At 62.4% G+C, this 25,643-nt stretch carries 19 protein-coding genes; 7 read left to right on the top strand and 12 right to left on the bottom strand.

Annotated features, from left to right (window positions below; translation table 11 throughout):
* Positions 1-30: 30 nt before the first annotated feature.
* On the top strand, positions 31-1,164 hold the full coding sequence (locus B0G75_RS27595; RefSeq protein WP_106313251.1) for a 4-hydroxyphenylpyruvate dioxygenase family protein: 1,134 nt from the start codon (positions 31-33) through the stop codon (positions 1,162-1,164).
* A 26-nt stretch (positions 1,165-1,190) separates the two neighbouring features.
* Here the strand turns inward: B0G75_RS27595 and B0G75_RS27590 are convergent, their stop codons facing one another.
* Entirely contained in the window at positions 1,191-2,123 is a 933-nt protein-coding gene (locus tag B0G75_RS27590; RefSeq protein ID WP_181309365.1) for a LysR substrate-binding domain-containing protein, read from the bottom strand.
* 167 nt (positions 2,124-2,290) lie between these two features.
* On the opposite strand from B0G75_RS27590, the gene B0G75_RS27585 reads away from it, so the two are divergent.
* Positions 2,291-3,328 (top strand): DUF1338 domain-containing protein, encoded by a 1,038-nt coding sequence (locus B0G75_RS27585; RefSeq protein ID WP_106313246.1) that lies wholly within the window; start codon positions 2,291-2,293, stop codon positions 3,326-3,328.
* Between the two features lie 42 nt (positions 3,329-3,370).
* Positions 3,371-6,370: an FAD-binding and (Fe-S)-binding domain-containing protein gene (locus tag B0G75_RS27580; RefSeq protein WP_106313243.1), complete on the top strand. Its 3,000-nt coding sequence runs from the start codon at positions 3,371-3,373 to the stop codon at positions 6,368-6,370.
* A gap of 31 nt (positions 6,371-6,401) precedes the next feature.
* On the opposite strand, the gene B0G75_RS27575 is transcribed toward B0G75_RS27580, so the two are convergent.
* Positions 6,402-7,034 carry a helix-turn-helix domain-containing protein gene (locus tag B0G75_RS27575; RefSeq protein WP_106282688.1) on the bottom strand — a complete coding sequence of 211 codons (633 nt, stop codon included), beginning with the start codon at positions 7,032-7,034 and terminating at the stop codon, positions 6,402-6,404.
* Positions 7,035-7,759: 725 nt separating this feature from the next.
* On the opposite strand from B0G75_RS27575, the gene B0G75_RS27570 reads away from it, so the two are divergent.
* On the top strand, positions 7,760-8,101 hold the full coding sequence (locus tag B0G75_RS27570; protein ID WP_258194732.1) for a hypothetical protein: 342 nt from the start codon (positions 7,760-7,762) through the stop codon (positions 8,099-8,101).
* Positions 8,102-8,228: 127 nt separating this feature from the next.
* On the opposite strand, the gene B0G75_RS27565 is transcribed toward B0G75_RS27570, so the two are convergent.
* The gene (locus B0G75_RS27565; RefSeq protein ID WP_106313237.1) at positions 8,229-8,885 is read right to left on the bottom strand and encodes an arylsulfatase; all 657 of its coding nucleotides are present in this window, start codon (positions 8,883-8,885) and stop codon (positions 8,229-8,231) included.
* 351 nt (positions 8,886-9,236) lie between these two features.
* On the opposite strand from B0G75_RS27565, the gene B0G75_RS27560 reads away from it, so the two are divergent.
* Positions 9,237-12,086, top strand: coding sequence for a DNA-binding protein (locus B0G75_RS27560; protein WP_106313234.1), 2,850 nt, complete (start codon positions 9,237-9,239; stop codon positions 12,084-12,086).
* Between the two features lie 71 nt (positions 12,087-12,157).
* Here B0G75_RS27560 and pstS (B0G75_RS27555) read toward each other — a convergent pair whose 3' ends face one another.
* Complete coding sequence (gene pstS, locus B0G75_RS27555; RefSeq protein ID WP_258194731.1) at positions 12,158-13,198, bottom strand: phosphate ABC transporter substrate-binding protein PstS; 1,041 nt, start codon at positions 13,196-13,198, stop codon at positions 12,158-12,160.
* A 293-nt stretch (positions 13,199-13,491) separates the two neighbouring features.
* Here pstS (B0G75_RS27555) and B0G75_RS27550 point away from each other — a divergent pair, with 293 nt between their 5' ends.
* A complete protein-coding gene (locus tag B0G75_RS27550; RefSeq protein ID WP_106313228.1) occupies positions 13,492-14,529 on the top strand; it encodes a transporter in 1,038 nt (345 codons plus the stop codon).
* A 60-nt stretch (positions 14,530-14,589) separates the two neighbouring features.
* On the opposite strand, the gene B0G75_RS27545 is transcribed toward B0G75_RS27550, so the two are convergent.
* Positions 14,590-15,552, bottom strand: coding sequence for a CHAD domain-containing protein (locus tag B0G75_RS27545; RefSeq protein ID WP_258194729.1), 963 nt, complete (start codon positions 15,550-15,552; stop codon positions 14,590-14,592).
* A gap of 467 nt (positions 15,553-16,019) precedes the next feature.
* Here B0G75_RS27545 and pstS (B0G75_RS27540) point away from each other — a divergent pair, with 467 nt between their 5' ends.
* Positions 16,020-17,054 (top strand): phosphate ABC transporter substrate-binding protein PstS, encoded by a 1,035-nt coding sequence (gene pstS / locus B0G75_RS27540; protein WP_106313222.1) that lies wholly within the window; start codon positions 16,020-16,022, stop codon positions 17,052-17,054.
* 18 nt (positions 17,055-17,072) lie between these two features.
* Here pstS (B0G75_RS27540) and B0G75_RS27535 read toward each other — a convergent pair whose 3' ends face one another.
* The 7 genes from B0G75_RS27535 to oxc form a co-directional block, all read right to left on the bottom strand.
* On the bottom strand, positions 17,073-18,344 hold the full coding sequence (locus B0G75_RS27535; RefSeq protein ID WP_106313219.1) for an MFS transporter: 1,272 nt from the start codon (positions 18,342-18,344) through the stop codon (positions 17,073-17,075).
* Positions 18,341-19,444, bottom strand: a complete 1,104-nt coding sequence (locus B0G75_RS27530) for a nitronate monooxygenase family protein (RefSeq protein WP_106313217.1) — start codon at positions 19,442-19,444, stop codon at positions 18,341-18,343. Before B0G75_RS27530 ends, B0G75_RS27535 begins: the two co-directional genes overlap by 4 nt.
* 49 nt (positions 19,445-19,493) lie before the next feature.
* Entirely contained in the window at positions 19,494-20,711 is a 1,218-nt protein-coding gene (locus tag B0G75_RS27525; protein WP_106313214.1) for a YbfB/YjiJ family MFS transporter, read from the bottom strand.
* 354 nt (positions 20,712-21,065) lie between these two features.
* The gene (locus tag B0G75_RS27520; protein WP_106313211.1) at positions 21,066-21,992 is read right to left on the bottom strand and encodes a LysR family transcriptional regulator; all 927 of its coding nucleotides are present in this window, start codon (positions 21,990-21,992) and stop codon (positions 21,066-21,068) included.
* Positions 21,993-22,072: 80 nt separating this feature from the next.
* Positions 22,073-22,504: a PAS domain-containing protein gene (locus B0G75_RS27515; RefSeq protein ID WP_106313347.1), complete on the bottom strand. Its 432-nt coding sequence runs from the start codon at positions 22,502-22,504 to the stop codon at positions 22,073-22,075.
* 102 nt (positions 22,505-22,606) lie between these two features.
* A complete protein-coding gene (gene frc, locus B0G75_RS27510) occupies positions 22,607-23,857 on the bottom strand; it encodes a formyl-CoA transferase (protein WP_106313208.1) in 1,251 nt (416 codons plus the stop codon).
* Between the two features lie 24 nt (positions 23,858-23,881).
* Positions 23,882-25,624, bottom strand: coding sequence for an oxalyl-CoA decarboxylase (oxc, locus tag B0G75_RS27505; protein ID WP_106313205.1), 1,743 nt, complete (start codon positions 25,622-25,624; stop codon positions 23,882-23,884).
* Between the last annotated feature and the right edge of the window lie 19 nt (positions 25,625-25,643).

Raw genomic sequence — 25,643 nt, 5'->3', positions numbered from 1 at the left:
CAGCGTCGAAAGACTGTAAAGGAGATTGCCATGCCCAGCGACTTGCCCACTCCAGACGCCGCGCTGCGCGCCGTGTCGGCGCCTGAGCACAATCCGCTCGGCACTGCCGGCCTCGAATTCGTGGAATTCGCCGCGCGCGATCCGCAGGCGCTCGGCGAAACCTTCACCAAGCTCGGCTTCAAGGCGATTGCGCGGCATATCAGCAAGGACGTCACGCTCTATCGTCAGGGCGAGATGCAGTTCCTTATCAACGCCGAGCCGGATTCGTTCGCCGCGCGCTATGCGGAAGAATACGGCGCGGGCATCTGCGCGATCGGCATTCGCGTGGCGGACGCGCAGCGCGCCTTCGACCGCGCGATCGAGCTCGGCGCATGGGCGTTCGAAGGCGAGAAGATCGGCACGGGCGAGTTGCTGATTCCGGCGATTCAGGGCATCGGCGACTCGCATATCTATTTCGTCGACCGTTGGCGCGGCCGCGGCGGCCAGCGTGGCGGCCTCGGCGACATCTCCATCTTCGATATCGACTTCCGGCCCATCGAAATCGACACGGCGCATGCCGACTTGAGTCATGCGGGCAACGGCCTCGTCGCCGTGGACCATCTGACGCAAACGGTCGGCGAAGGCCGGATGCAGGAGTGGCTCGACTTCTATCGCGACCTGCTCAACTTCCGCGAGATTCACGAGTTGCACGCCAATTGGCATGTGTCGGCGGAATCGCGCGTGATGGTGTCGCCGTGCGGCGCGATTCGCGTGCCCTTGTACGAGGAAGGTACGAGCCGGACCAATCTGATGCACGAGTATTTGCCCGATCATCCGGGCGAAGGGGTGCAGCATATCGCCCTCGCCACCGACGACATTTTCGCGTGCGTCGAGCAGTTGCTCGCAAACGGCGTCGAATTCGTCGAGCCGCCGCCGCGTTACTACGATCAACTCGACGCGCGTCTGCCGGGTCATGGGCTCGATGTCGCGCGACTCAAGCGCACGCACGTGCTGGTGGACGGCGAAATCGGCGCGGACGGCGTGCCGCTGCTGTTTTTCCAGACCTTCGTGCGGCGCCGCGCCGGCGAAATATTCTTCGAGATCGTGCAGCGCCAAGGTCATCACGGCTTCGGCGAGGGCAATCTGAGCGCACTGGCCAAAGCGCGCGAACAGGCTGGTGCCTGAAGGTTCGACCTGAAGCCCGCGTCGGCTCAAGCCGTGTCGGGCCGGCTGCCTAGCTCGGGATTGACCGCGTTGTAGGCCGCGGCTTCGTGCAACAGCCACTCGCGGAAACTCGCCAGCGGCCTGCCATGACTCAACTCGGTCGGATAGACGAGGTAGTACGCCGAGTCGGCGACGGCGGGCGCATCGAGCGGAATCACGAGCCCGAGCTGGTCGAGCTGCGCATCGACGAAAAAACGCGGCACCAGCGCAATGCCGAGACCTGCCGCGGCTGCGCTGATGAGCATGGTGTGGAGCTCGTAGCGCACGCCTTGCATCGCCCGGTTGTCGTCGACGCCCACGCTGGCGAACCATGAGGCCCAGCCGTCCGGCCGGGTGGTGGAATGCAGCAGCGGGTAGTTCAGAAGCTCGGCGGCGCTTTGAACGGGGCGCTTCAGCAGACTCGCCGCGCACACCGGCACGACCTCTTCGCTGAACAGAAAATCCGCCGACGTGCCCGGCCAAGTGGGCTTGCCATAGTGAATCGCGGCCTCGAAATGGGTCTCGGCGAACGGGAATGTGCCGGTTCGCACACCCATGTTCACGCGCACGTCCGGATACTGCGCGTTGAATGCCGCGAGCCGCGGAATCAGCCATTGCGACGCGAAAGTGGGCAGAACCGCCAACTCCAGATAACCGCCGCCGCTGCCGTGCGCGATGATGGACAGCGTGTCGCGATCCAGTTGTTCCAGCGAGCGCCGCACTTGCGCGCTGTACACCTTGCCCGCTTTCGTCAGCACCACGCGCTGTTTGACGCGTACGAACAGCCGCACGCCAAGGTTGCTCTCCAGCGTATTGATCTGCCGTGACACCGCGCTCTCGGTGAGAAAGAGTTCGCGCGCCGCGTGCGTAAAGCTCTCGTGCCGCGCGGCGGCTTCGAAAGCGAGCAGCGCGCCCATGTTGGGGATCTTGAACTTTCGCACGTTGATTCCAAAAACGCATCAAGTGGCGATTTTATCTCGCTTTACGGCACGCCGGGCGATTTGAATAATCACGTCTTCGAGCATGCCATCCGGTGCTTTGCATCCGCGCCGGAAAGTCTGTTCGAACACGTAAATCAGCGCCCGTCAAAGCCACGTAGAGAACCGCTATGCGAACCATCAAGAATGCGAATGTCGAACAACTGCTGCTGAAATTGCTCGGCGCCGAAAAGACCACACGGCTCTTCGCGACGCTGAACCATCCGCGCATTCTGGACGAATGGGAGGGCGGCATCGTCACGCGCGCCGAGCTTGCGCAGGCGATGAACATGGCGCTGTTCGAGGATCTGCTGGCGCGCTCGGCGAACGGCCGCCAGTACACTCAGGAGACGATCGCGGCGGGCGGCAGCGTGTACTTCGATCACGGCGCGTTGCGCACGGTGCGCTGGCCGCACAGCGGCGCGCTGCCGACGGGCGAAGCCGCGTTCGCGCGCATTCTTCGTCCGCTCGGCTTCAGCATTAACGGCCGCTATCCGCTCGATCGCCTCGGCATGACCGGCCGCGCGTGGGCGCATGACGACGCGCCCGATGAAATCGCGCAGTTCTTCGTCAGCGAATTGCATCCTGAACGGTTCTCGCCGGAATTTCAGCAGGCGGTGACCAACGTGATCGGCGCGTCGCGCGATCCGCTGACGCCGCGCGCCGTCGGCCAGTTGTGGGAGCTCGAGCGCGACGGCGTGCTGCCGCTCGACTCGGCGCACGAATTGCTGGCAATGATCGTCGGCGCGTTCGCGCGCCAGCACGACATGCCACGCGAAGCCGATTACGAAGTATTGTTGAGGGAATCGGCAGAGATGGCGTGGATCGCCACGGAAGGCAACGCGTTCAACCATGCCACCGATCGCGTCGCGGATGTCTTTCAATTGTCCGACGACGAGAAGGCCAAGGGTCGTCCGATGAAACCGGAAGTGGAGCGCTCGCGCTCGGGACGCGTGTTTCAGACGGCGTATCGTGCCGACCTCGTGCTGCGCGAGTTCCGTGCGGCTGACGGCAGTTTGGTGACACGTGAAGTGCCGGGCTCTTTCTACGAATTCATCACGCGCAAGCGGACTTTCGATCAGGACGCGCGTCGTTGGGAAACGGACCTGCGTTTCGACGCGGGCAACGCACAGGGCATCTTCAAGATGACCGCGAGCCAGGCTGCGTGAGCGCGCAGCGGCGGCGCACAGGCACGAGAGACGGGGAGCGCAGTGGGAACGTCATTTGATGAGGAACAGGGCGCAAGCGTCGACGAACTGCACGATAGCGGCCCAAGCGCATTGAAGCGGGCGCCGCACGTGGCGACGCCATTCACCGGCACCGCCGCCGTGATGCAGGCGCTCGAAGCCGATTTGCGCAGCCACGTGCGTGGCGAAGTGCGCTTCGACCAGGGCTCGAAAGCGCTGTATGCGGCGGATGCGTCGAACTATCGGCAAGTGCCGCTGGCCGTCGTCGTACCCGCGGATGTCGACGACCTGTTGGCCACGCTCGCCGCTTGCCGTCGCAATGACGTGCCGTTTCTCCCGCGCGGCGGTGGCACGTCGCAGAACGGACAGTGCGTCAACGTCGCGGTGGTCGCGGACGCGAGCAAATACGTGAACCGTGTCGTGTCGGTCGATCCGGTCGCGCGCGTTGCGATCGTCGAACCCGGCGTGGTCTGCGATACCTTGCGCGATGCCGCTGAACAACACGGCCTCACCTTCGCCCCCGACCCGGCGACGCACAGCCGCTGCACGCTCGGCGGCATGATCGCCAACAACTCGTGCGGCGCGCATTCGGTGATGGCCGGCAAAACGGTGGAAAACGTCGAGGCGCTGGAAATCGCGACATTCGACGGGGCGCGTTTCTGGGTCGGTCCGACCTCCGATCAGGAGCTCGAACGCATCATCGCCGCGGGCGGCCGTCAGGGTGAAATCTACGCCGCGCTGAAGCAGTTGCGCGATACCTACGCCGAGCAGATTCGCGCGAGATTCCCGCAGATCAAACGGCGCGTGTCGGGCTTCAATCTCGATCAGCTGCTGCCGGAAAACGGCTTTAACGTCGCGCGCGCACTGGTCGGCACCGAGGGGACGTGCGCGCTCACCTTGCAGGCGAAAGTGCGCCTCGTGAAGAGTCCGGCGATGCGCGTGATCGTCGTGGTCGGCTTCGCGGATATCTACACGGCAGCGGATGCCGTGCCGCATTTCATGCGCTGCGGGCCGATCGCCATCGAAGGACTGGACCGCGCGATCATTCGCGGCTTGCAGGCGCGCGGTCTGAAGAAGGACGAGATCGCGTTGCTGCCCGAAGGCGATGCGTGGGTCGTGCTCGAATTCGGCGCGGACACGCAAGGCGATGTGATGCTTAAAGCGCGAGCCGCCGCCGCTTATTTTGCCTCCGGGGAAGCCGGGCCGAACGTCTCGGCGATGCTGGTCGAAGATCGAGCGTTGCAGGCCAAGGTCTGGTCGATTCGTGAGACGGGCGCGTCGGCGGTGGCGTTGTCGGTCGATTCCGGCACGCCGGACCCCGTCGTCGGCTGGGAAGATGCCGCGGTCGATCCGCTGCGTCTCGGCGACTATCTGCGCGCATTCCAGGCGCTGGTGGATCGCTACGGTTACGAGACGAGTCTCTACGGCCATTTCGGCGATGGCTGCGTGCACGCGCGCATTACCTTCGATCTGCGCAGTGCGGAAGGTGTGGCGACGTGGCGCAAGTTTCTGCGCGAGGCGGCCGAACTGGTCGTCGAATTCGGCGGTTCGCTGTCGGGCGAACACGGCGACGGCCAGGCCAAGGCCGAGTTTCTGCCGATCATGTACGGCCCCGAGTTGATGCGGGCGATGGAGCAGTTCAAGGCGATCTGGGATCCGGCCAATCGTCTGAATCCGGGCAAAGTCGTGCATGCCTATCGCGCCGACGAGAACCTGCGCATGGGCCCCGCCTACAAGCCGGTCACGTTGCAAACCAGACTGACGTTTGCGAGCCAGGAGGGCGACGGTTTTCAGCGCGAGATCGAACGATGCATCGGCATGGGCAAATGCCGCTCGCTCGAAGGCGGCACGATGTGCCCGAGTTATCGCGCGACACGCGAAGAGAAATATTCGACGCGTGGCCGTGCGCATCTATTCTGGGAAATGCTGCAAGGCGACGTGATTGCCGACGGCTGGCAAAGCCGCGAAGTGAAAGAAGCGCTCGATACGTGTCTCGCCTGCAAGGGCTGCAAATCCGATTGCCCGACGCATACGGATATGGCTTCATACAAGGCGGAATTTCTTTCGCATTACTACGGGACGAATCGTCGGCCACGGCAGGCGCTGTTCATGGGACGCATCGGCGAATGGGCGCCGTGGGCGGCGCGTTTTCCACGTCTGACGAATTTCGTGACGTCGGCGCCGGGTTTATCTTCGTTTGGCAAGTGGCTGGCCGGCGTGGCGCAAACGCGCGAACTGCCTCGTTTCGCGGATGCCACATACAGGCAGATCGCACGACGTTCGCCGCAATCGGCGCGTGATGCTCGCGGCGACGTGAAGAAAGTGATCCTGTGGGTCGATACGTTCAACGATCACTTCACGCCCGAGATCGCGCAGGCCGCTGCCGATGTCTTGAAGCAATTGGGCTGGGATGTCGTGTTGCCGAAGAACCGGTTGTGCTGCGGGCGCCCGCTGTACGACTTCGGCCTGCTCGAACGCGCGCGCGAGTTGCTCACTCATATTCTCGACGACCTCGCGGACGATATCGCGGCCGGCGTGCCGCTAGTCGGTCTCGAACCGGGTTGTTTGTCAGTGTTCAAGGACGAATTGCTGAAGCAGCTGCCCAATCATGCATTGGCTAGGAAGCTGTCCGCGCAAACTTTCCTGTTCTCCGATTTCGTCGCGCGTCAGCCGTTCGATTGGCCGACGCTCGCCGCGGACGTGATCGTGCACGGACATTGCCATCAGAAGGCGCTGTTCGGCATGCAGGGCGATACCGCGCTGCTGAACAAGCTCGGCGTGAATTGGAAACTGCTCGATACGGGATGCTGCGGTATGGCGGGATCGTTCGGGTTCAACACGGAGCATCACGCGCTGTCCACGAAAATCGGCGAAGACAAGCTATTTCCGGCGGTGCGTGCGGCGGGCGCGGAGACGATCGTCTTGACCAACGGCTTCAGTTGCCGTGAACAGATCGAGCAGGGGACGGGGCGTCACGCAATGCATATCGCGCAACTCGCGCAGCGGGCGTTGGCGGCGCGCTAAAGCGCGCTCACGCGCGCTGCTGCGCCTGCGCTTACTTTTTCGTCGATTCGATGGTGGCCGGCGCTTGCGGAATGTCGGCGCTGGTCGCCATCCACAACACCTCGGCGTCTTCTTCGCTCGTGGAGACCGCTGCGTGACCGGTGCGGCTGTCGAAGTAGAGACTGTCGCCGGCGTTCAGATGCGTCGGCGCGTACAACTCCGAATAGAGGCACACGCTGCCGCTGATCACGTACAGAAACTCCTCGCCTTCGTGACGTCCCCAGTCGTCGAAGGCGTCGAGCGTGTGCGCGGAGATGCGGATACGAAACGGCAGCATCGCCTTGTGCGCGAGGTCGGTGGCGAGCAGTTCCATCTGGTAGCCGCGATACGCGTGGCGCTGGCCCTCGTTTTTGCGGGTCAGCGCGCGGCGGCCGCTGGCGCTGACTTTTGGCGTGGAGCCGAACAGCTCGCCGATTTCGATCTTCAGTCCGAGGACGATTTTCTGCAGCACGTCGAAAGTGGGGGACATCAGGCCGTTTTCGACCTTCGAGAGCGTCGAGCGGGACACGCCGCATAGACGGCTGGCGGTTTCCAGAGTCAGATCCTGCGCCTGGCGAGCGGCGCGGACGCGGCGGCCGAGGTCGGTGATGGACGGATCGGCGGATTTGGCGAGATGGGTGTCCATGGGGCTTGATGCTTTAAATGCACGCTTGGGAGGGACAATGTTGTTTCCGATAATAACATTTGAGGCGAGCGACAAGTCTGCGGACGAGATTCGGGCGTTGGCGATGGGCTCTCCGCCAGCGCTTTGAACCGTCGCGCGCGGCTTGGGCAGGGAAGCGGATTTGCCGGATCGAAGCAGGTGCGACATTCGCATACTTTTCTCATCGGAAACTTGATTCACGGCCGAGGAGTGGCTGCCCGATGGTGTCATTGCCGGGCTCAATATTAATTTGGGCTGCCAGTCGCGTTTGATATTGTGGGTTTGCTAATTCTGGCTTCCTTCGGAAGGAAGACATTAGTTCAGGTATTGCGCGGCGCGTTATGTTGTCTCTTGCCATCCGCGAGCCTTGATAAGGTTCTCCCGGCCGGTGCGGTAATCCCTGTTGGTTTGAATATGAAAAAATGAAGTAAAACAGTTGCTTGAGAGATATTCATAGCCCCACATTCTATTAATCTCAAAGTCTGTTATGCGATCGGCATACTAATAAATTTCGTTAAATCGTCTCGACGATAGATTTTCCGTTGTCGTATGCATTACGATGCTGGGATTAAAAGCAGCATCGACAAGATAAACGATCCATGTCTCAGAATCGTAAAAAACGACCAACGGGGAATCAGGCGCGCAGAAAGCCGCTGGGTAAAGCCAAACTTTTGCCGCATACCACCGCATATGTGCGCGAACAGTCGTTGCGCTGGCATCTCGCGTTGGCCGCATTTCAGGCGGGCAAAGGCAACGGCGAATTACTGGCAAAACTGGTGAAGGTGCTTTACCTGGCCTGGTATCTTCAACAGGCCGGGTTCGGCGCGCTGGAGCGTGACCTTTATCTCGATGCCGAACGTATTCTGGATGCCGCCGCCCGCAGTGCGAGCCGAGAAATCTGGCGGATCGCGGCAGCGGACTGTGCGCCGATCACGAGGCTTCTCGATTTGCACGAGCAGCAACTGCAAACAGCGCCGGTATTCGCGGTGGACGAAGCCGAGTCACGCGTCGTGCGCTTCGGTCAGAGCGAGAAACGATCGCCGTGGTGAATTTGAAGCGTAATAACTTCAAAGTGTGGGTCGTCGCTGGCAGTTATCGTGGAGCCGGGCATCACGATTCCTCTTTTGACGCGGGCTGCATTCAGTCCAGTTGTGGCTGATTGAGCGCCGTTACCTGTCAGACGTGCCTCGAGCGTTCGCGGAATCGCTGTGTTGCAGCGTGCAGCGCCGCGCTCGGACTATCGAGCGGCCGTCTACCCTTCTGGACGAGGCCGGCGGCGGCCGCCATCCACGGATGAGCGAATGCCACAACGGTCGCGCCTGCCTCATACGCCGCATCGGCTGATGACGCGGTCGCCGCGAGGCATGCTTGAATGTCGCCCGCTTTGAACAGCGCCCAAACGTTGCCGACATGAACGACTTCCACCGACGCAGCGCTTTTGCCTGCGTGCTCCGCGAAGAGCTTCGTGGTCGACTCGATTGCCGATTCTGCCGCGCACAACACGACGATTGTCCCGCCGATTTCTGCTGCCGCCGCAGCCAGAGCGACATCCGCCCGGACGATGGGCACAGGCGGACTCTCGATATCGGCCACCGCGGGCCCGAGTGTGGCGCAAGTGAGAATGACAGCGTCGGAATCGGCTGCCAGCGCGAGAAGACGCTGGCTTGTCTGGGCGCGCAACTCGTCGGAAAACGCCCCCGTTCGGTCGACAGCCTCGCGAAGGTCCGCTCTCACTTCATGGTGAAGATCTTCGGCCCGCAGCCCCAGCGTTTCTGCTGCCTGCTCAAACACCTGGCGGTTCCCATCCATCGTATGCAGAAACGAAATACGCATTGCCGTATACCTCGGTATCTGGTGTGTCATGTCGACGCCGCTTCGCCTTTCCACGCCGGCGGGCGCCCCAAGCGCTTCCGCTGCATTGTTGCAACGTCGGTGCGGGCTAACAAGGCAAGCGCTCGTACCGGTATCGCGGGTACCTCCTTCACGCGAGCGATCGGCGGCGATATAGCCGCCTTATGGTCCGCTGTTCCGCGCATTCGAGACGACCGTTGAGCCCTAATATCAGCGGTCCGCGTTCCGTTAGCTGTCATTTAGCTTGTATCCCGAACGTCGCCGGACGTCCGCAGACGTAGTAACGTATAAAATTTAACCTTTCGCCCCGTTACATTGATTCTTGAGGCGCATATGTCCACGGACACAGACACAATCACCGATGAACAGATCGCTGCCATCGCCGATCGCATGGTCGAAGAGGGCAGAAGAGTTTCGCCAGTGACGATCTGGAAAGAGGTTCGCGGCGGTTCGCTGGTGGCGATAGTCGCAGCCTTGCAACGCTGGCGCGAGGCGCGGCAGGCCGAAACACCGCAAGCACAGGTCCAGCCCGGCTTGCCGGAAGGCCTCGCGGAAACGGTCATCAGCGCCGCGGATCGGATCTGGGCGGCGTCGCAGCACGATGCGGAGAAGGCGTTCAATCAACGTCTCGCCGCGGTGAGCCAGGACCTCGAAGCTGCCCTCGCGGAACGGGACGAAGCGCTTGCCGAGTATCAAAAGAGCATCGATGAAATGGAAGCGGGGCGCAATCGCCTCAGCGCGCTGACGGACGCGCTGAGCGCGTCGGAAAGTGCTGCCCTACGCCTCGAGGCGGAACGCGCGAGCGCCGCCGGTCGCGCCGAAGCGGCGGAAACTCACGTCAACGAACTGGTGCAACGTGCATCCGCGCAAGACGCCGAACTGGAAGGCACGAAGGCCTCGCTCGACGAAGAGCGCCTCGCGCGCGAAGAGTTGGCCGCGGCGCTGACCGGCAAAACTGATGAAGTCGCTCAGATCACGCAGGAGCGAGATCAGGCGCGGCACGAAGCCATAACATTGAGCGACGCCTGTCAGGCGAAGACAGAAGAGGCGACGCGATTCGCGCAAGAGGCAAGCGCGGCTACGTCGCGCGCTGAAGCGGCGGAGGCACGCATCGACGAATTCGTGCAGCGCGCGTCCGACGACCAAACCAAACTGGAAGCCGTGAACGCGTTGCTTGAAGAGGAACGACAGGCGCGCGAAGCGTTGGCGACGGTCGTCACGAGCAAGAACGATGAAGTAACGCGAGTCACGCAGGAACGCGATCGCGCCCAGCAGGAAATCGCCGCGTTGCGCGACGCCCATGAGGCGAAGTCGCAAGAAGCCACGCAACGGTCGCAGGAGGCGAGCGCCGCTTCGTCGCGTGCGCAAGCGGCGGAGGCGCGCGCGGAAGAACTGGCGCGGCAAGTGTCGCTGCAGGTTGAGGACCTGGAGTCTGCAAAGTTATCTATCGAAGAGGAACGCAGAGCACGCGAAGAACTGGCGTCGATCGTCTCGGTCACGAACGATGAGATGACGCGTGTCGCTCAAGAGCGTGATCTTGCGCTGGAGGAAATCACGTCGCTGCGCGGCGCCTATGAGGCCAAGTCGCACGAGGCGAGTGCTGCTGCGTCTCGCGCGCAAACGGCGGAGGCGCGCGTGGCAGAGCTTACGCAACGCGTGTCGTCGCTAGGTGCCAGCCTGGAAGCGACGAGCGCGTCGCTTGAAGAGGAACGTAAGGCACGCCAGGAATTGGCCTCGGCTGTCTCCAGCAAGACCGACGAAATAACGCGCGTCACTCAGGAGCGCGACCAGGCACTGCAGCAATTGGCGACGTTGGAAGCCGCGTATCAGGCGAGCTCGCAGGAAGTGACGCGATGGTCGCAGGAAGCGAGTACCGCGACGTCACGCGCTCAAGCAGCAGAGACACGTGTAGAAGAAATCGAACAGCGTGCATCGGCGGATCATGCCAATCTGACAGCGACGAACGCCTTGCTGGAAGAAGAACGCAAAGCACGCGAAGAGTTGACGGCGGTTGTCTCGGCCAGGAACGACGAGGTAACGCGAGTCACCCAGGAACACGATCAAACGCGGCAGCAGTTCGCCGCTTTGCGCGACGCCCATCAGGCGAAGTCGGAAGAAGCGACGCGACTGTCCGACGAGTTGAGCGCGGCAACGTCGCGCGCGCAGGCAGCCGAAGCACGCGTAGAAGAACTCACCCAGCGCACAGCGTCGCAAGCTGCCGAACAGCAAGCCGCAACGGCTTTGCTAGACGAAGAACGCAAGGCACGAGCGGAGTTGGCCGCAGAACTATCAGCCAGGCACGATGAAATCGCGCGAGCCGCCGAAGAACGCGATCAAGCCCAGCAGCGGATTGCAGCGTTGAACAACGCCTATCAAGCCAGGGAAGAAGAAGCGGCACGGTTGTTGACGGAGTTGAACGCGGCTTCATCGCAGGCAAAAGCAGCTGAAGCGCAGGCAAGCGAGAACCACGCGCAGTTCGCCGCAGTGGAAGCTGAGTTGAAACAAGCCCGCGCTGTGCTTATCGCGGAGCGCGAGGCAGCCCAGGTGCGGGCCGAGGAAGCGTCGGCTCAACTGCGCGAGTTGCAGCGTGTCACGCATGAACTGGAGGAGGCGCGGGAGCAAATCAGCACCGTGACCGAGGCGAAGACACTCGTCAGTGCGAACCTCGCTCGGCTATCGCAGGACGCGTCCACCGTGAGGGAGCGCGCGGAGGCCGCCGAACGCCATGTCGCGCAACTGGAGCAGCGCGTCGCGGCGCAAACCGCGGCCATCGCGCAACACGCTCAACGCGCCCAGCAGTTAGCAGCCCGCGCCGAGGAGAACGACAATGCGGAGGAGGTCGCGGCATTGCAACGTCAAATGTCGACGCAAGCCAAAGCCCATGCAAAGGCCATGAGCGAGCTTCGCACAACGGCCGAACAGTGGGTCGCGCACGCAAAAGACCTGAAGCAGCGGCTCGGTCTCGCGAGCGAAAAAATCTTGTTCATCGACGCGCGTAGCACCGGCGAGGTGGCGCTTGTCAGGCGGCTTTCGTCCGAACTGGAGCGGCTCAAGCCGGATCACGAATTGATCTCCAGGGAGGCGCAGCAAAAACTGATCGCCGCGACGATGACGCACCAGCTCGCGCAGAAGGGCTACCGTTACGACCCGGCCACGGCGGCGATGTCGAAAGTCACGACCTGACGCAAGCCACCGGTCAGACGCGAAATGGAGAAAGGCGCGCGCATGTGACGCGCGCCCCATGAGGCCGGCGCTTACGGCGCAACCGGTTTGCCCGACGCGTCCTTCACTTTCTGTTTCCACTGCGTGCGGATTTCAGCCGTCACGGATTCCGGCAGCGAAATGTAGTCGAGATCATCCGCCGCCTTGCCGCCGTTCTTGAACGCCCAATCGAAAAACTTCAGTGTTTCGGCGCCTTGCGGTGCTTTGTCCTGCGTCGTGTGCAACAGCACGAATGTTGCACCGACCACGGGCCACGCGTTCTTGCCCGGCTCGTTCGTCAGAATCTGGTAGAACGACTTCGACCAGTCCGCGCCCGCTGCCGCTGCCTTGAAGCTGTCCGTTGCCGGTGCGACCACCGTACCCGCTGCATTTTTCAGCGAGGCATAGGTCATGTGATTCTGCTTCGCATACGCCCACTCGACGTAGCCGATCGCGCCCGGCAGACGCTGCACGAAAGCGGCCACGCCGTCGTTACCCTTGCCGCCCGTCCCCGTCGGCCAGTTCACCGTGGCGCCTTCGCCTACCTTCGACTTCCACTCCGGGCTCACCTTGGACAAATAGTTCGTCCAGATGAAGCTGGTGCCCGAGCCGTCGGCACGGCGAACGACGGCGATATCGGTATCGGGCAGTTTCATTTTCGGGTTCAGCGCGGCGATCGCCGGATCGTTCCACTTCTTGATCTTGCCCAGATAGATATCGGCGAGCACTTCGCCCGACAGCACCAGTTCGCCAGCCTTCACACCCGGCACGTTGATTGCCGGCACCACGCCGCCCACAACGGTCGGGAACTGGAATAGCCCGTCTTTGGCCAGTTCGTCGTCTTTGAGCGGGGCGTCCGAGCCGGCGAAATCGACGGTCTTCGCAATGATCTGCTTGATGCCGCCTGACGAACCGATGCCCTGATAGTTGACCTTGCCGCCGCCGGTCTTTTGATAGGCGTCGGCCCATTTCGTATAGATCGGCGCGGCGAAGGTGCTGCCCGCACCGGTGATGTCGGCGGCGTGTGCGGCGCCGGCACACAGCGCACACACGACCAGCGTAAGTTGCTTGAGATTCATGGTGAGACTCCTCATGGCGACACGGCCGCCTTCGATGGGCTGCAACTTAAGTGTGAAATATGACGTTCTTGTGACTACTCAAATTAAATGATCCGCTTGCCTAAGCTTAAGCATTCGCTAAGTCGACGTCGTGAAAACTAGCGGGTTAACCTTCTTTTGATCGGCCGCGATATGCTCAGGACTTTGATTCCGGTTCAATCTGCGCGGTGCCTGAAATTGGAATCGTGTGGCGGCTGCCACGGTCTGATTACGGCCGCCAGATTGCTGGATAGGCCAATCCCGCATGGGAAGCAAACGCTGAATGACCTATGAAATCTGATCTGCTACTGCAAACCTACGGCGCGGACTCGTCCGGCATGGTCTGCGGCTTTCTCTTTACTTCGAATCGCGCCGGGCGCTCTGTCGACGCCGACGAAGTCGCCGAATGGCTGCAGGCCCACGATGCCAACGGCCCCGCGAAGGAAGGCAGCGAGTTTCTCTGGCTTCACTTCAATCTGGCGCATAGCGCCAGCGAGCGTTGGATAAGAGCCCAGCTCGATTTGCCCGAGACGTTTTTCGATGCATTGCGCGAAGGCTCGCACTCCACGCGTATCGAACATGCGGACGGCGCACTACGCGCGGTCGTGAACGACGTCATGTTCAATCTCGAGTTCACTCCCTCCGAGATTGCGACGCTGTGGATCTACGCGAACCAGCGGATCATCGTGACCGCACGTCTCAAACCACTGCGCTCTGTGGACCGATTGCGCGCGTCGGTTCGGGAGGGGGAAGTATTCAGGTCTCCAGCGGAATTACTGGTTCACCTGATGCGTGATCAGGCTGACCTGCTGGTGCAGATCGTCCGGCGAACCAGCGCCGACGTCGACCGGATCGAGGACAGGTTTCTCTCGCAGCGGCCCACACAGAACCGGATCGACCTGGGCGCGATGCGCCGAATGCTGACGCGCTTACAGCGCATGCTGGCGCCTGAACCCGGTGCGATCTTCCGTCTGCTCGCAAGGCCGCCGCGCTGGCTTCATTCGGAGGACGTACAGGACCTGCGCGAGTCGACGGAAGAGTTTTCCGTGGTTCTCTCCGACGTGGCCGGGCTGATCGAACGGGTCAGGTTGCTGCAGGAGGAAATCATCTCCCGCCTCGAAGAGCAGAACAACCGCACGCTGTTTACGCTCACACTGGTGACGGTTCTCGCTATGCCGATCAATATCGTCGCGGGTTTTTTCGGCATGAATGTCGGCGGTATCCCGCTAGCTGAAAACCGGCACGGCTTCTGGGTGATGGTGTTGCTCGTCGCCGGTTTTACCGGGCTCGCGGGATGGTGGGCGTTCCGCCGGCGCAAGGAGCGATAAGGGCCGTTGCGTCCGGCTTTGGCGCTAGTGGCAGTGGCCGTATAACGCCGTATCGTCGAGTCAGTTCATACCGGCGCCGGTACGCTCAAGGGCAAGCCGGTCGCGGAGTGCGTGTAGCTCCGCATCCGCTCGCTGCATGTGCTGGCCTTTGCGATGCCTGAGATACGCAATTGCGTCGTCTATTATGCCGGGCTCACCGAGCCGATCCGCATGCGCGAGGAGTAGCGCTTCGCTCGAAACGATATCGTTGAGCTTGCCCAGTTCGTCCTGCAATTGCGTGAGTTCCACGACGCTGATCTCATCGCCGCTATCGAGTAGCGGTGCGAAAAACTCCAACAAGTAGCGCACTTTCTTTCCCGCGATGCGGACATCGTGAAGTTCAGCATAGCCGGCGTGCGGATTTCCCAGCGCGCGCTTCAACCGTTTTCGCAGCGACTGCTTCGCCGCTGTAACACGGTTCGTAGCGAATACCGCGAGTGGTTCGTCGAACGAGCATGCGTCGAGTTGCTGAATCACGCTCGCTATCCGCTGCGTCAGCATGGCTTCGGCGTTCGCGTCGGCGATCGTTGCGCGACTGCGCAACAGCGCATTGCCACGCAATAGATCGAGACGTTCGATGAGCGCCGCAAAAGAGTCTGCGGTCGACACGTCTTCCGCCAGTAAGTGTTTCAGGATATCCCAGTCACGCGTCTGACCGGCGGAATCGGCGAGCGCCTTGAATTCGCGCCGCTGCCATCTTGCCTGCGATCTGTCGATCAGCGGATCGTAAGCCCACCACAGCGAACGCAAGCGCCGCAGCACGACACGCAGTTTGTGCGGACTTTCCGCATCCGCGCTCACGCACAAGCTGCCGATGCGTTGCGCCACTTGCGCGGCCATTGGCGTGGCCAGCGTCGAAAATGCCACTGCCGGCGACATGTCCGGCGCAATCGTGCCGCCTCGTTTGCCGGGATTGTCCGCGTTCCGCTCCTGTGCAGATGCGGTTGCGGATGCGGGATCACGCGTGTCAGGTGTGGAGTTCATCGGCTCGAGATGCATGAGTCCCAAAAGCGGACGGAAGTGAGGTGAACGTAAGGTGACGCGTATCGGGTGGCTTGGCAAACGGTAATACCAATCCTACAACGTAAAAACCTCGAGGGCCATGCCCTCATTGTGCACGCGGCGGATTCCACGCAACCATTCAACATACTTTCGCTCGGAGAAGTCCTCACGTTGTTCAGTATGTCGAATCGAATGGCGAGTCCTTTCCGTGCCGTGGTGATAGAGCGATTCAATTTGCTTCCCGCTGTTCATCGTCCTGTAATAAGAAAAGTTGTTATTCAGCGCTGCACACACCCGGTTTCAGATCGGCACACCGCAACGCGACGACCAACTGGCGGAAATAGAAATCGTAAAGGAGTCCGCCAGACCATAGTTTCATTGCGCCACGCGTCGTTACCCGGCGAGCTTCACTTCATGAGCTTCAACAACAATTCCGAGTGAGGTCTTTCGTGAGCTATATACAAACATTGTTGGCTAGTGTGGCCGGCGCTTTTCTGGCGGTCGCGGCGCACAGCGCTGACATCACCGGCGCCGGCAGCACCTTTGCCGCGCCGATTTATATGAAATGGGCCAACGCGTATCAGCGCGCGGGCGGCGGCACGGTGAGCTATCGCGCAGTCGGGTCGACGGAAGGCTTGAAGGAGATCATGGTCAGCCAGGTCGATTTCGCAGGTTCGGACGCACCGCTGAGCGACGACGAGCTGGCGAAGAACGGGCTGATCCAGTTTCCAACCGTAATCGGCGGTGTCGTGCCGGTCATCAATCTACCTGGTATCAAGCCAGGCGAGTTGATTCTCTCGGGGCGTGTGCTTGGAGATATCTATCTGGGCAAAATCGTCAGCTGGAATGCCCCGGCCATTGCCGCCATCAACCCCACGATCAAGCTGCCCGATACGCCTATCGCGGTGGTTCGTCGGCTCGACGGTTCAGGTACCACGCTGATCTGGACGCACTTTCTCGCGCAGGTCAACCCTGAGTGGAGGAGCAAGGTCGGTGAGGGGACGTCAGTGCGCTGGCCGCGCGGAATAGGCGGAAGAGGCAACGAAGGGGTTGCTACCTTCGTACAGCATTTGCCGGGCGCGATCGGCTACGTTGCGTGGGACTTCACGAAGCAGAACCATATGTCGTACGCGGCCATGGAAAATGCGGCGGGTGCCGTAGTTCAGCCTGGGCCGGAAACATTCAAGGCCGCCGCCGCGAGCGCCGACTGGTCCAGATCGCGCTTTCCGATCCTGACCAATGAAGCGGGCGCAAACGCATGGCCCGTCGTCGGCGCGACGTATGTATTGCTGCACAGCACGCAGGACAAACCGGAGCGCGGCGAGGAAACGCTGAGATTCCTCGACTGGGCGCTGACGAACGGCAACCAGGCCGCTGAGGACCTGGACTATATTCCGCTGCCGCCGGCAGTCGCGAGCGAGATTCGCACGCAGTTGCATGCGAGGGTAAAGAATCCGTCGGGTAGAACAATCGCGGGCGAATGACGGCGGCAATCTCGCCGATCAAACAGCGAGACTCTGACGAGTCCGCGCCCACTGCGCAAGCGCGGCGCATGCCACCAGCAACGAGCCGGTGACGAAGAACACAGAGTGCAGCCCGAGATGGACAGCGATCACGCCGCCGATAATCGGACCGACAACCTGTCCGCTGAATTGCGCCGACTGCAGGTAGCCGAGCATCTGACCGGTCTTGTGCTCTTCCACCGCATGCCGGGCGAGTTTCGCAATCGCAGGCAGCAGACCGGCCAGCGTCATGCCCATCAGCGCGCGTAATCCCGCCAGTTGCCACCACGCGTGAACGAACGCTTGCGGAATCATCACCAGCCCGGTCAACACCAGGCACGCGACGATCACGTTCCAACTGCCCACCCGATCGGCCAAAGCGCCGAGGCGTGCGGCCGTCAGCATGCTGCCGAAAGCCGAACAGGCCATCACGATGCCGGCCACGCGCGCCAGATGCAGCGACTGCACGCCGAGACTGCCCACATAGACGGTGATGACCGGCTCGATCGACATGTTGGCGAGCAGCACCATCATTGCCGTGACGAGCAACGCGGCGATCACCGGGTAGTTGTTGCGATGCGTGCTCGCCGTTGCGTGTTCGGCGGGACGCCGGCTGGAATGAGTCGCCGGGTCGAAATCTTCCTTTACGACGAAAATCGTGAGCAGCGCGGCGACCGCGATCATGGCGCCGCCGGCGAAGAACGTGCCGCGAATGCCGAGCCAGCCCGGCAAAAAACCGCCGACGAGCGGCCCGATCAGGTTGCCGGCCAGCGCTCCCGTCGACAGGACGCCGAGCGCCCAGCCCGCGCGTTCCTTCGGCGCCTGGGTGCCGACCATGACCGTCGACGCCGACGAGTAGCCGCCCACGAGACCCGCGAGCAAACGCAGGGCGACGAGTTGATGCACGTTGTGCGCAACGCCGATCAGCGACATGACCACGGCCATGCCGACGGCCGCGCGCACCAGCATCGGCTTGCGGCCATAACGATCGGCAAGGCGTCCCCACACGGGCGCCGTGACGGCAGTGCCGAGAAACGTGGCGCCGAACGCGATTCCCGACCACTGGATGACGGCGGACTGCGACTGCACGCCGAGTTGCTGCACATAGATGGGCAAGAACGGCAGCAGCATGCTCAGGCTGACGAGCGTAGTGAACGAGCCGAATACGCACACGGCCAGATTGCGGCGCCAGTAACGTTCATGTCGCGCGGAATAGTCGAGGCCGTGCGTTGGCTGACCGGAAGGCACGGAAACTTGCGAGGGGGTGTTCATATCGTCTTCTCGGCAAACAAATGCGAGCGTGACTGACCCTGTGCTTCGGCAAGTTCGCTCATCAATGCGGCGACTAATTGCGCCGCAGGCAACGCTCTCGCGAGCGGTGCGCCCTGGCCGGCCCACTGGACAGCAAATTCTGTGTTGCCTTTGGCACGGGCGGCGGCGTTCAGCGCCTTGGCGGCGTCGTATGCAATCGGATAGTCGGGCAGCGGCGGCGCGTCCGGCGAGTCTACGTCGATATACAGCCGGTTGCTCAAACCGCGCGCAGGGCGGCCGGAGATCGCGGCCGTCACGGCCGTCCGGTACGCGCGCTGGGTGGTCAATGCGTTGCGGTAGGCGGCATCCGCGCCCGATTCCGGACACAGCACGAACGCGGTGCCCATCTGCACTGCGCTCGCTCCGAGGAGCAACGCGCCGGCAATGCTTTGACCGTCCATGATGCCGCCCGCGGCGATGACCGGCAGCGTCGACTGTCTGGCGATCAGCCGCACCAGCGCAAGGGTGCCGATCATCGCGTCGTCGTCCGGATTGAAGACGCCACGGTGACCGCCTGCTTCGGCACCTTGCGCGACGATCGCATCGAGTCCCGCCTGCTCGATTTGCAAGGCTTCGTGCGGCGTGGTCGCGCATCCGAACAGCAGAATGCCGGCGCGATGCAGTTCATTGATCCATTCGCGCGATGGCAGCCCAAAATGAAAACTGACGACAGCGGGACGCTCTTCGATCAACACTTGCAGCAGCGCCTCGTCGACCACGAAGCTCGTGTAAATCTCCTTGAGCGCCACCGGCGTTCTGGCGCCGAACTCGGCGAACAGCGGCTGCAGATGCGCGAGCCAGGTCGCTTCGCGAAGCGGATCGCTGTAGGCCGGCCGATGGCAGAACACGTTGACATTGAACGGCTCGCTGGTGAGCGCGCGCGTCGCGACAATCAGTTCGCGCGCCTGCTGCGCGGTGCTCGCACCCACGGCGATCGAGCCGAGCGCGCCGGCATTGGAAACCGCGGCTGCAAGGGCGGGCGTCGAAATGCCCGCCATCGGCGCCTGAATGATGGGATGCTGCACGCCGAGTGCCTGCAGAAAGCCGGTATTGGAGGTCATGAGGTTCTCACAGTTCGAGTAGTGGGTGGAGTCGCCTGCAGCGGAGCGGCTAGGCTTGCTTCGAACCGAAGCGAAACGACGCGAATAGATCCACCGCGAGAGCAAGCGCCAAAGACGCTGCGCCAATCACGAACAGCGTGGTGTAATTGCCGCCGTCGTGCGCAAACAGAAACGACAGACCGTACGCCGCGACGGCCTGCAAGACGGCGAAACTGGTGGTCGCCGCGCTCCACGCGCTTTTCTGGGCAGCCGGATGATGCGCGAGCAATTCATTGATCCTGCCGAGCACGAGCGCTACGATGCCCGGCACGAATGCGCCGACTACGACGCTCGACACGATCAATGCCGCGGGCCCGCGCACGACGGCCGGCAACGCGACTGCGGCGATCTGCAGGACAAAGGCCATACGCAATGCCGGACCGAAGCCGGCGCGGTCAGCCAGATGACCCGTCAGCAGCGGGCCCACAATCGCGCCGAGGCCGAACAGCACCCAGTATTGCGCGCCGGCATCGAGACCCTTGCCGAGGCCGCGCGCCACGAAATCGACGAGAAAGATCATGTGCGGAACGAGGCCGACGGCGTTCAACGCATACTCGGTGTAGAGCGCGCGCAGCGACGCAGCCGGATAAGTCTGACCATGCCGTGTGTGATGCGTCGTGTGCTGCGCGGCGGATTCGCCTCGTCCCGGCCAGCCGTTCCACGCGACGGCTGTCAGAGCGAGGGAGATTGCGGCCAGTCCCAGCCACGTTTGCATCAGGCCTTGGCGCAGCAGGATCGGCACGATCGTCCCGGATGCCACGATGCCGAGACCGATACCGCTAAAGATCGCGCCGCTCGCAAAGCCCCTGCGCGATGGGCTCACGTGCGCGAGGATCGTCGGCGCGGCCAGCACCATCAGCGCGCCGCCGGCCAGGCCGGATGCGAAGCGCGAGACGAAGAACCACAGAAACGAAACCGGAAAGGCGCAGGCGACGAACGCGACGGTCGCGAGCAGCATCATCGCGCGCAACACGGACGTGGCATCGAAACGCCGTGCCAGCCAACCGCCTGCGAGCGCGCCCGCCAGATAGCCGCCGAGATTGGCCGCGCCGAGATACGCGGCGGTCGACGCCGGAAACCAGTGCGCGCTGACGATCGCCGGCAACAACGGGGTATAGGCGAAGCGCGCGAGGCCGATACCGACCAGGCTCGCGCTGGCGCCTGCCAGCGCGCCGCGCCACACATTGAATGCCGGCGGGATCGGTCCGTTGACGACTGCACGTTGCATCACTGCCTCCACTGTTCGGTTACGCGCCGACTCGTCTTGTTGGCGGGTTCGACGCGAAAGGTACGACGATCACCGCTCGCAATGCCGCTCATGAGGATTGCAAACTGAGTCCGCAATGCTTCGCAGCGTGACGAACGACACCTGGAGCGCCGACGTTGTGGCCGCCGTTCACGTGCGGTATGGGTGCCTGTTACGAAGATTGCCGATTCGAGTCGAGCGTGGCGTCGGTCATGCCAGTGAATTCCCGGGGTGGCCGATGGCTTGCGTCAGGTGATCTCGATGGAGCCAAGTCTAGATTGAACCGATTGAAGAGAGAATCCACGCGGCACGGCAGACATTCTTCCGCGAAACGGTTCAATTTCTGGTGGTAATCCGCTGGGATTGGGTGAAATGCTTGCGCAGACGCGGCGCCGCGAAATCGACGAACGCGCGCACCTTGGGCACGGCGAGGCGCCCGTGCGGTGTCAGCAGGTGGACCGGTAGCGGGGCGGGTTCGTTGTCGCTCAGGACGATCTTCAGCGTGCCTTCCTTGACCTGTTCGGCGACGTGGTACGAAAACATGCGGGTGACGCCGTGTCCCGCGACCGCCGAGGCCACGGCCGCCTGAATACTGTTGACGATGAAGCGTGGCGTGAACTGCACGACGCGCGGAATCGTCGAACCGTTCGGCGGCGGAAAGCTCCACGAATCCAGGCCGAAGTGAGTCATGGAGATGATCTGATGCTGGGCCAGATCGGCAGGTTCGGTGATGGGAGGGTGCTTGGCCAGGTAGCGAGGCGACGCGGCAACGACCCGCCGCACTTCGCCGACCGGAATTGCCACCAGCGTGGAATCGGGCAGATGAGCGATGCGCAACGCCAGATCCATCCCTTCGTCGATGAGGCTCACCGGGCGGTCGAGCATATTCAGGCGGACCGACACAGCCGGATAGCGGTCGACGAATTCGTCGATGATCGGCTGCAGCATGTCCTGGCCGGCGGCCACCGGCGCGGTGATCGTGAGCAGCCCGCGCGGCGCGGAGCGCTCGCCGGCGATCAGCAGGTCGGCCTCTTCGAGATCGGTGAGAATGCGGCGGCAGGCAGCGGCATATCGTTCGCCGGCTTCGCTCAGTTTGATGGTGCGCGTCGTGCGATGCAGCAAGGCCGTGCCGACATGCTCTTCGAGGAACGCAATAGCGCGGCTAACCGCGGCGGGCGAGCGGCCGAGTCGACGGCTCGCGCCCGCCAGGCTGCCTTCGTCGAGCGTGGCGACGAACACCTTCATTGCGTCGATGCGGTCCATGTTGCCTGATCCAGTGTGATTGAAAACGCGATCTGGCAGAGTCTACAGCGATGGACCGAACGGGGGTGAAGCAGGGGCGCTCACGCGCCGGCGGACGCCTCCAGTTCCGCAAGCCGCTTGCGCAGCAGGCGATCCTCCTGGAAGCGGCTGGTCTCGTCGCGGATCACGGCGACGATGCCGGTGAGTTCGTTTTGTGGCGAATGCAGCAATGCGACCGTAAAGGCGATCGATAGCGAGCGTCCGTCCTTGTGCACGGCTGGAACACGCAGTACGTCGTTCCCATAGCGGGTTTCGCCCGTTGCCATGGTCTTGTGATAGCCGTCCCAATGCCGGCCGCGCAGACGCTCCGGGATGATCAGGTCCAGCGAATTGCCGAGCGCCTCGCTTTGCGTAAAGCCGAACATGCGTTCAGCCGCGGGGTTCCAGAATGTGATGCTGCCGTGGGCGTCGGAAATGACGATCGCGTCGCCGATTGCGTTGGCAAGTTGCTGGAAGTCGATGGCGTTTTGCATGGCGTTCCCCAATATGACAACACGATGCTCAAAAGCATACGGCGCCGCCAGGGGCGCCGCATCGGCAAGGCCGGGCTGATACCCGGCCTTGCGTAGCACCATTTAAACCGCTTTCACTTCGCGCAGGTTGAAAATGTCCTGCTTGCTGTAGCCGAGGCTCGCGAGCACTTCTTCGGTGTGTTCGCCCAACAGCGGCGAAGCAGTGACTTCCGGCTTCAGATCCGAAAACTTGATCGGGCTGCCGACGGTGAGATACGAGCCGCGTTTCTTGTGCGGCACTTCGACAATCGTGCCGCTCGCGCGCAGCGACGGATCGTTCGCCAGTTCCTTCATGGTCAGCACCGGCGCGCACGGAATGTCGAACTTGCGCAGGATGTCGACCGCTTCGAACTTGGTCTTGTCGGCGAGCCAATCTTCGATCGTTTTGAAGATCTCGAAGATATGCGGTTGTCGTGCTTCCGCAGTCTTGTAGGCCGGATCGTCGATCCACTCGGGCTTGCCGAGCGCCTTGCAGATCGGTTCCCACGCGTGGCCCTGAATCGTGAAGTAGATGTACGCGTTCGGATCCGTTTCCCAGCCCTTGCACTTGAGCACCCAACCCGGCTGGCCGCCGCCGCCGGCGTTGCCGCCGCGCGGCACGACATCGCTGAATTCGCCGTGCGGATACTGCGGATATTCTTCCAGGTAACCGACACGCTCCAGCCGCTGCTGATCGCGCAGTTTCACGCGGCACAGATTCAGCACGCTGTCCTGCATTGATACCGCGACCTTCTGGCCTTTGCCGGTTTTGTCGCGTCCGAGGAGTGCGGTCAGAATGCCGATGGCCAGATGCATGCCGGTGTTGCTGTCGCCGAGCGCCGCCGCGCTGATGGTCGGCGGGCCGTCCCAGAAGCCGGTGGTGGAGGCCGCGCCGCCCGCGCATTGCGCGACGTTTTCGTAGACCTTCAGGTCGTCGTAGTGGTGGCCGTCGCTGAAGCCCTTCACCGAAGCGACGATCATCTTCGGGTTGAGTTCGTTCAGGCGTTCCCACGAAAAGCCCATCCGGTCCAACGCGCCGGGGCCGAAATTCTCGACCAGCACGTCCGATTCGCGGATCAGCTTTTCGAGCACCTCTTTGCCTTCGGGTTTTTTCGTGTCCAGCGTGAGCGACTTCTTGTTGCTGTTGAGCATCGTGAAGTACAGCGCGTCGGCATCAGGGATATCGCGTAACTGGTTGCGCGTCACGTCGCCGGAACCCGGCCGTTCAACCTTGATGACGTCCGCGCCGAACCAGGCGAGCAACTGCGTGCATGCGGGGCCCGCCTGAACGTGGGTGAAGTCGATGATCCTGATGCCTTCGAGAGGTTTGGTCATGTTGAATCTCCGTGGTTGCCCAGATTACTTTTTCATTGCCGCGCTTTGCGGATTCAGATTGGTCAGGCGGCCGCTTTCGGTGCCGGCCGCTTCGTCGATGACGGCGTTGATCAGGCTCGGTTTGCCCGAGGCGATCGATTCGAGCAGCGCCTTCGTCAGTTCTTCCGGCGTGGTCGCGTGATAGCCGATGCCGCCGAATGCCTCGATCATCTTGTCGTAGCGCGCGTTCTTCACGAACACGGTCGGCGCGACGTCTTTGCCGCCGGTCGGGTTCACGTCGGTGCCGCGATACACGCCGTTGTTGTTGAAGACGATGGTGCAAACCGGCAGGTCGTAACGGCAGATGGTTTCGAGTTCCATGCCGCTGAAGCCGAACGCGCTATCGCCCTCGATCGCGACGACCGGTTTGCCGCTCGTCACCGCCGCGCCGATCGCGAAGCCCATGCCGATGCCCATGATTCCCCACGTGCCCGAGTCGAAGCGTTTGCGCGGCTCGTACATGTCGATGATGCTGCGCGCGTAGTCGAGCGTGTTCGCGCCTTCGTTGACGACGTTGATGTCCGGCCGTGTTTTCAGCACGTCGCGGATCGCGCGCAACGCGCTGTGAAAGTTCATCGGCGACGGGTTCTTGTCGAGCGTCGCGGCCATCTTGGCGAGGTTCTTGTTCTTGCGTTCGGCAATTGCGCCGGTCCACTCCGTGCTCGGCTTTTTGTAGCTCGCATCGAGGCCTTCGCGCAGCGCCGCCACGCACGAACCGATATCGCCGATCACCGGCGCGGCAATCGCGACGTTGCTGTCGATTTCCGTCGGCGAGATGTCGACCTGGACGAACTTCTTCGGCTCGGCGCCCCACGTCTTGCCTTTGCCATGCGAGAGCAGCCAATTCAGACGCGCGCCGATCAGCACGACGACGTCGGCCTCCTGCAGCACGAACGAACGCGCCGCCGATGCCGATTGCTCGTGCGTATCGGGCAGCAGGCCCTTGGCCATCGACATCGGCAGATACGGAATGCCGCTTTGTTCGACGAAGCCGCGAATCTCCGCGTCGGCCTGTGCGTACGCCGCGCCTTTGCCGAGCAGAATCAGCGGACGCTTGGCGCTCTTCAGAACATCGATCGCGCGCTTGACCGATTCCGGCGCGGGCAATTGACGAGGTGCTGCGTCGATCACGCGCACCAGCGATTGCTGCGCTTTCACGGCGTCCATGGTTTGCGCGAGCAGCTTGGCGGGCAGGTCCAGATAGACGCCGCCAGGGCGGCCCGACACCGCGGCGCGGATCGCGCGCGCCACGCCGATGCCGATATCTTCCGCATGCAGCACACGATAAGCGGCCTTCGCGTACGGCTTGGCTGCATTCAACTGATCCATCTCTTCGTAATCGCCTTGCTGCAGATCGACGATTTCGCGCTCGCTCGAGCCGCTGATCAGGATCATCGGGAAGCAGTTGGTGGTCGCGTTGGCGAGTGCGGTCAGTCCATTCAGAAAACCCGGCGCCGACACCGTCAGACAGATGCCGGGTTTCTTTGTCATGTAACCGGAAACGGCCGCTGCATTGCCCGCGTGCTGTTCATGGCGAAAGCCGATGAAACGCATGCCTTCCGCCTGGGCAAGACGCGCCAGGTCGGTGATCGGGATGCCGACCAGGCCAAAGATGGTGTTGATGTCGTTCAGTTTCAGCGCGTCGATGACGAGATGGAATCCGTCGGTCGTCTCGATCGCCTGTTGTGTCGACGTGTTGTCTGTTGTGGGCTGGTCGGCTTCTGCCATGACATCTCTCCTTAGTGGC

Origin of the sequence: Paraburkholderia sp. BL18I3N2, from assembly GCF_003001875.1 — a bacterium.
Lineage (GTDB): Bacteria > Pseudomonadota > Gammaproteobacteria > Burkholderiales > Burkholderiaceae > Paraburkholderia > Paraburkholderia phytofirmans.
The sequence above is the reverse complement of the archived record's forward strand: the minus strand, read 5'-3'. Positions and strand labels throughout refer to the sequence as shown.

Coding starts and splice junctions, on each gene's coding strand:
- pstS (WP_258194731.1), bottom strand. CDS start 13,198: ATGAGGAGTCTCACCATGAATCTCAAGCAACTTACGCTGGTCGTGTGT.
- B0G75_RS27520 (WP_106313211.1), bottom strand. CDS start 21,992: ATGGACCGCATCGACGCAATGAAGGTGTTCGTCGCCACGCTCGACGAA.
- B0G75_RS27560 (WP_106313234.1), top strand. CDS start 9,237: ATGTCCACGGACACAGACACAATCACCGATGAACAGATCGCTGCCATC.
- B0G75_RS27575 (WP_106282688.1), bottom strand. CDS start 7,034: ATGGACACCCATCTCGCCAAATCCGCCGATCCGTCCATCACCGACCTC.
- B0G75_RS27595 (WP_106313251.1), top strand. CDS start 31: ATGCCCAGCGACTTGCCCACTCCAGACGCCGCGCTGCGCGCCGTGTCG.
- B0G75_RS27585 (WP_106313246.1), top strand. CDS start 2,291: ATGCGAACCATCAAGAATGCGAATGTCGAACAACTGCTGCTGAAATTG.
- B0G75_RS27565 (WP_106313237.1), bottom strand. CDS start 8,885: ATGCGTATTTCGTTTCTGCATACGATGGATGGGAACCGCCAGGTGTTT.
- frc (WP_106313208.1), bottom strand. CDS start 23,857: ATGACCAAACCTCTCGAAGGCATCAGGATCATCGACTTCACCCACGTT.
- B0G75_RS27535 (WP_106313219.1), bottom strand. CDS start 18,344: ATGAACACCCCCTCGCAAGTTTCCGTGCCTTCCGGTCAGCCAACGCAC.
- B0G75_RS27545 (WP_258194729.1), bottom strand. CDS start 15,552: ATGAACTCCACACCTGACACGCGTGATCCCGCATCCGCAACCGCATCT.
- B0G75_RS27515 (WP_106313347.1), bottom strand. CDS start 22,504: ATGCAAAACGCCATCGACTTCCAGCAACTTGCCAACGCAATCGGCGAC.
- oxc (WP_106313205.1), bottom strand. CDS start 25,624: ATGGCAGAAGCCGACCAGCCCACAACAGACAACACGTCGACACAACAG.
- B0G75_RS27550 (WP_106313228.1), top strand. CDS start 13,492: ATGAAATCTGATCTGCTACTGCAAACCTACGGCGCGGACTCGTCCGGC.
- B0G75_RS27525 (WP_106313214.1), bottom strand. CDS start 20,711: ATGCAACGTGCAGTCGTCAACGGACCGATCCCGCCGGCATTCAATGTG.
- B0G75_RS27530 (WP_106313217.1), bottom strand. CDS start 19,444: ATGACCTCCAATACCGGCTTTCTGCAGGCACTCGGCGTGCAGCATCCC.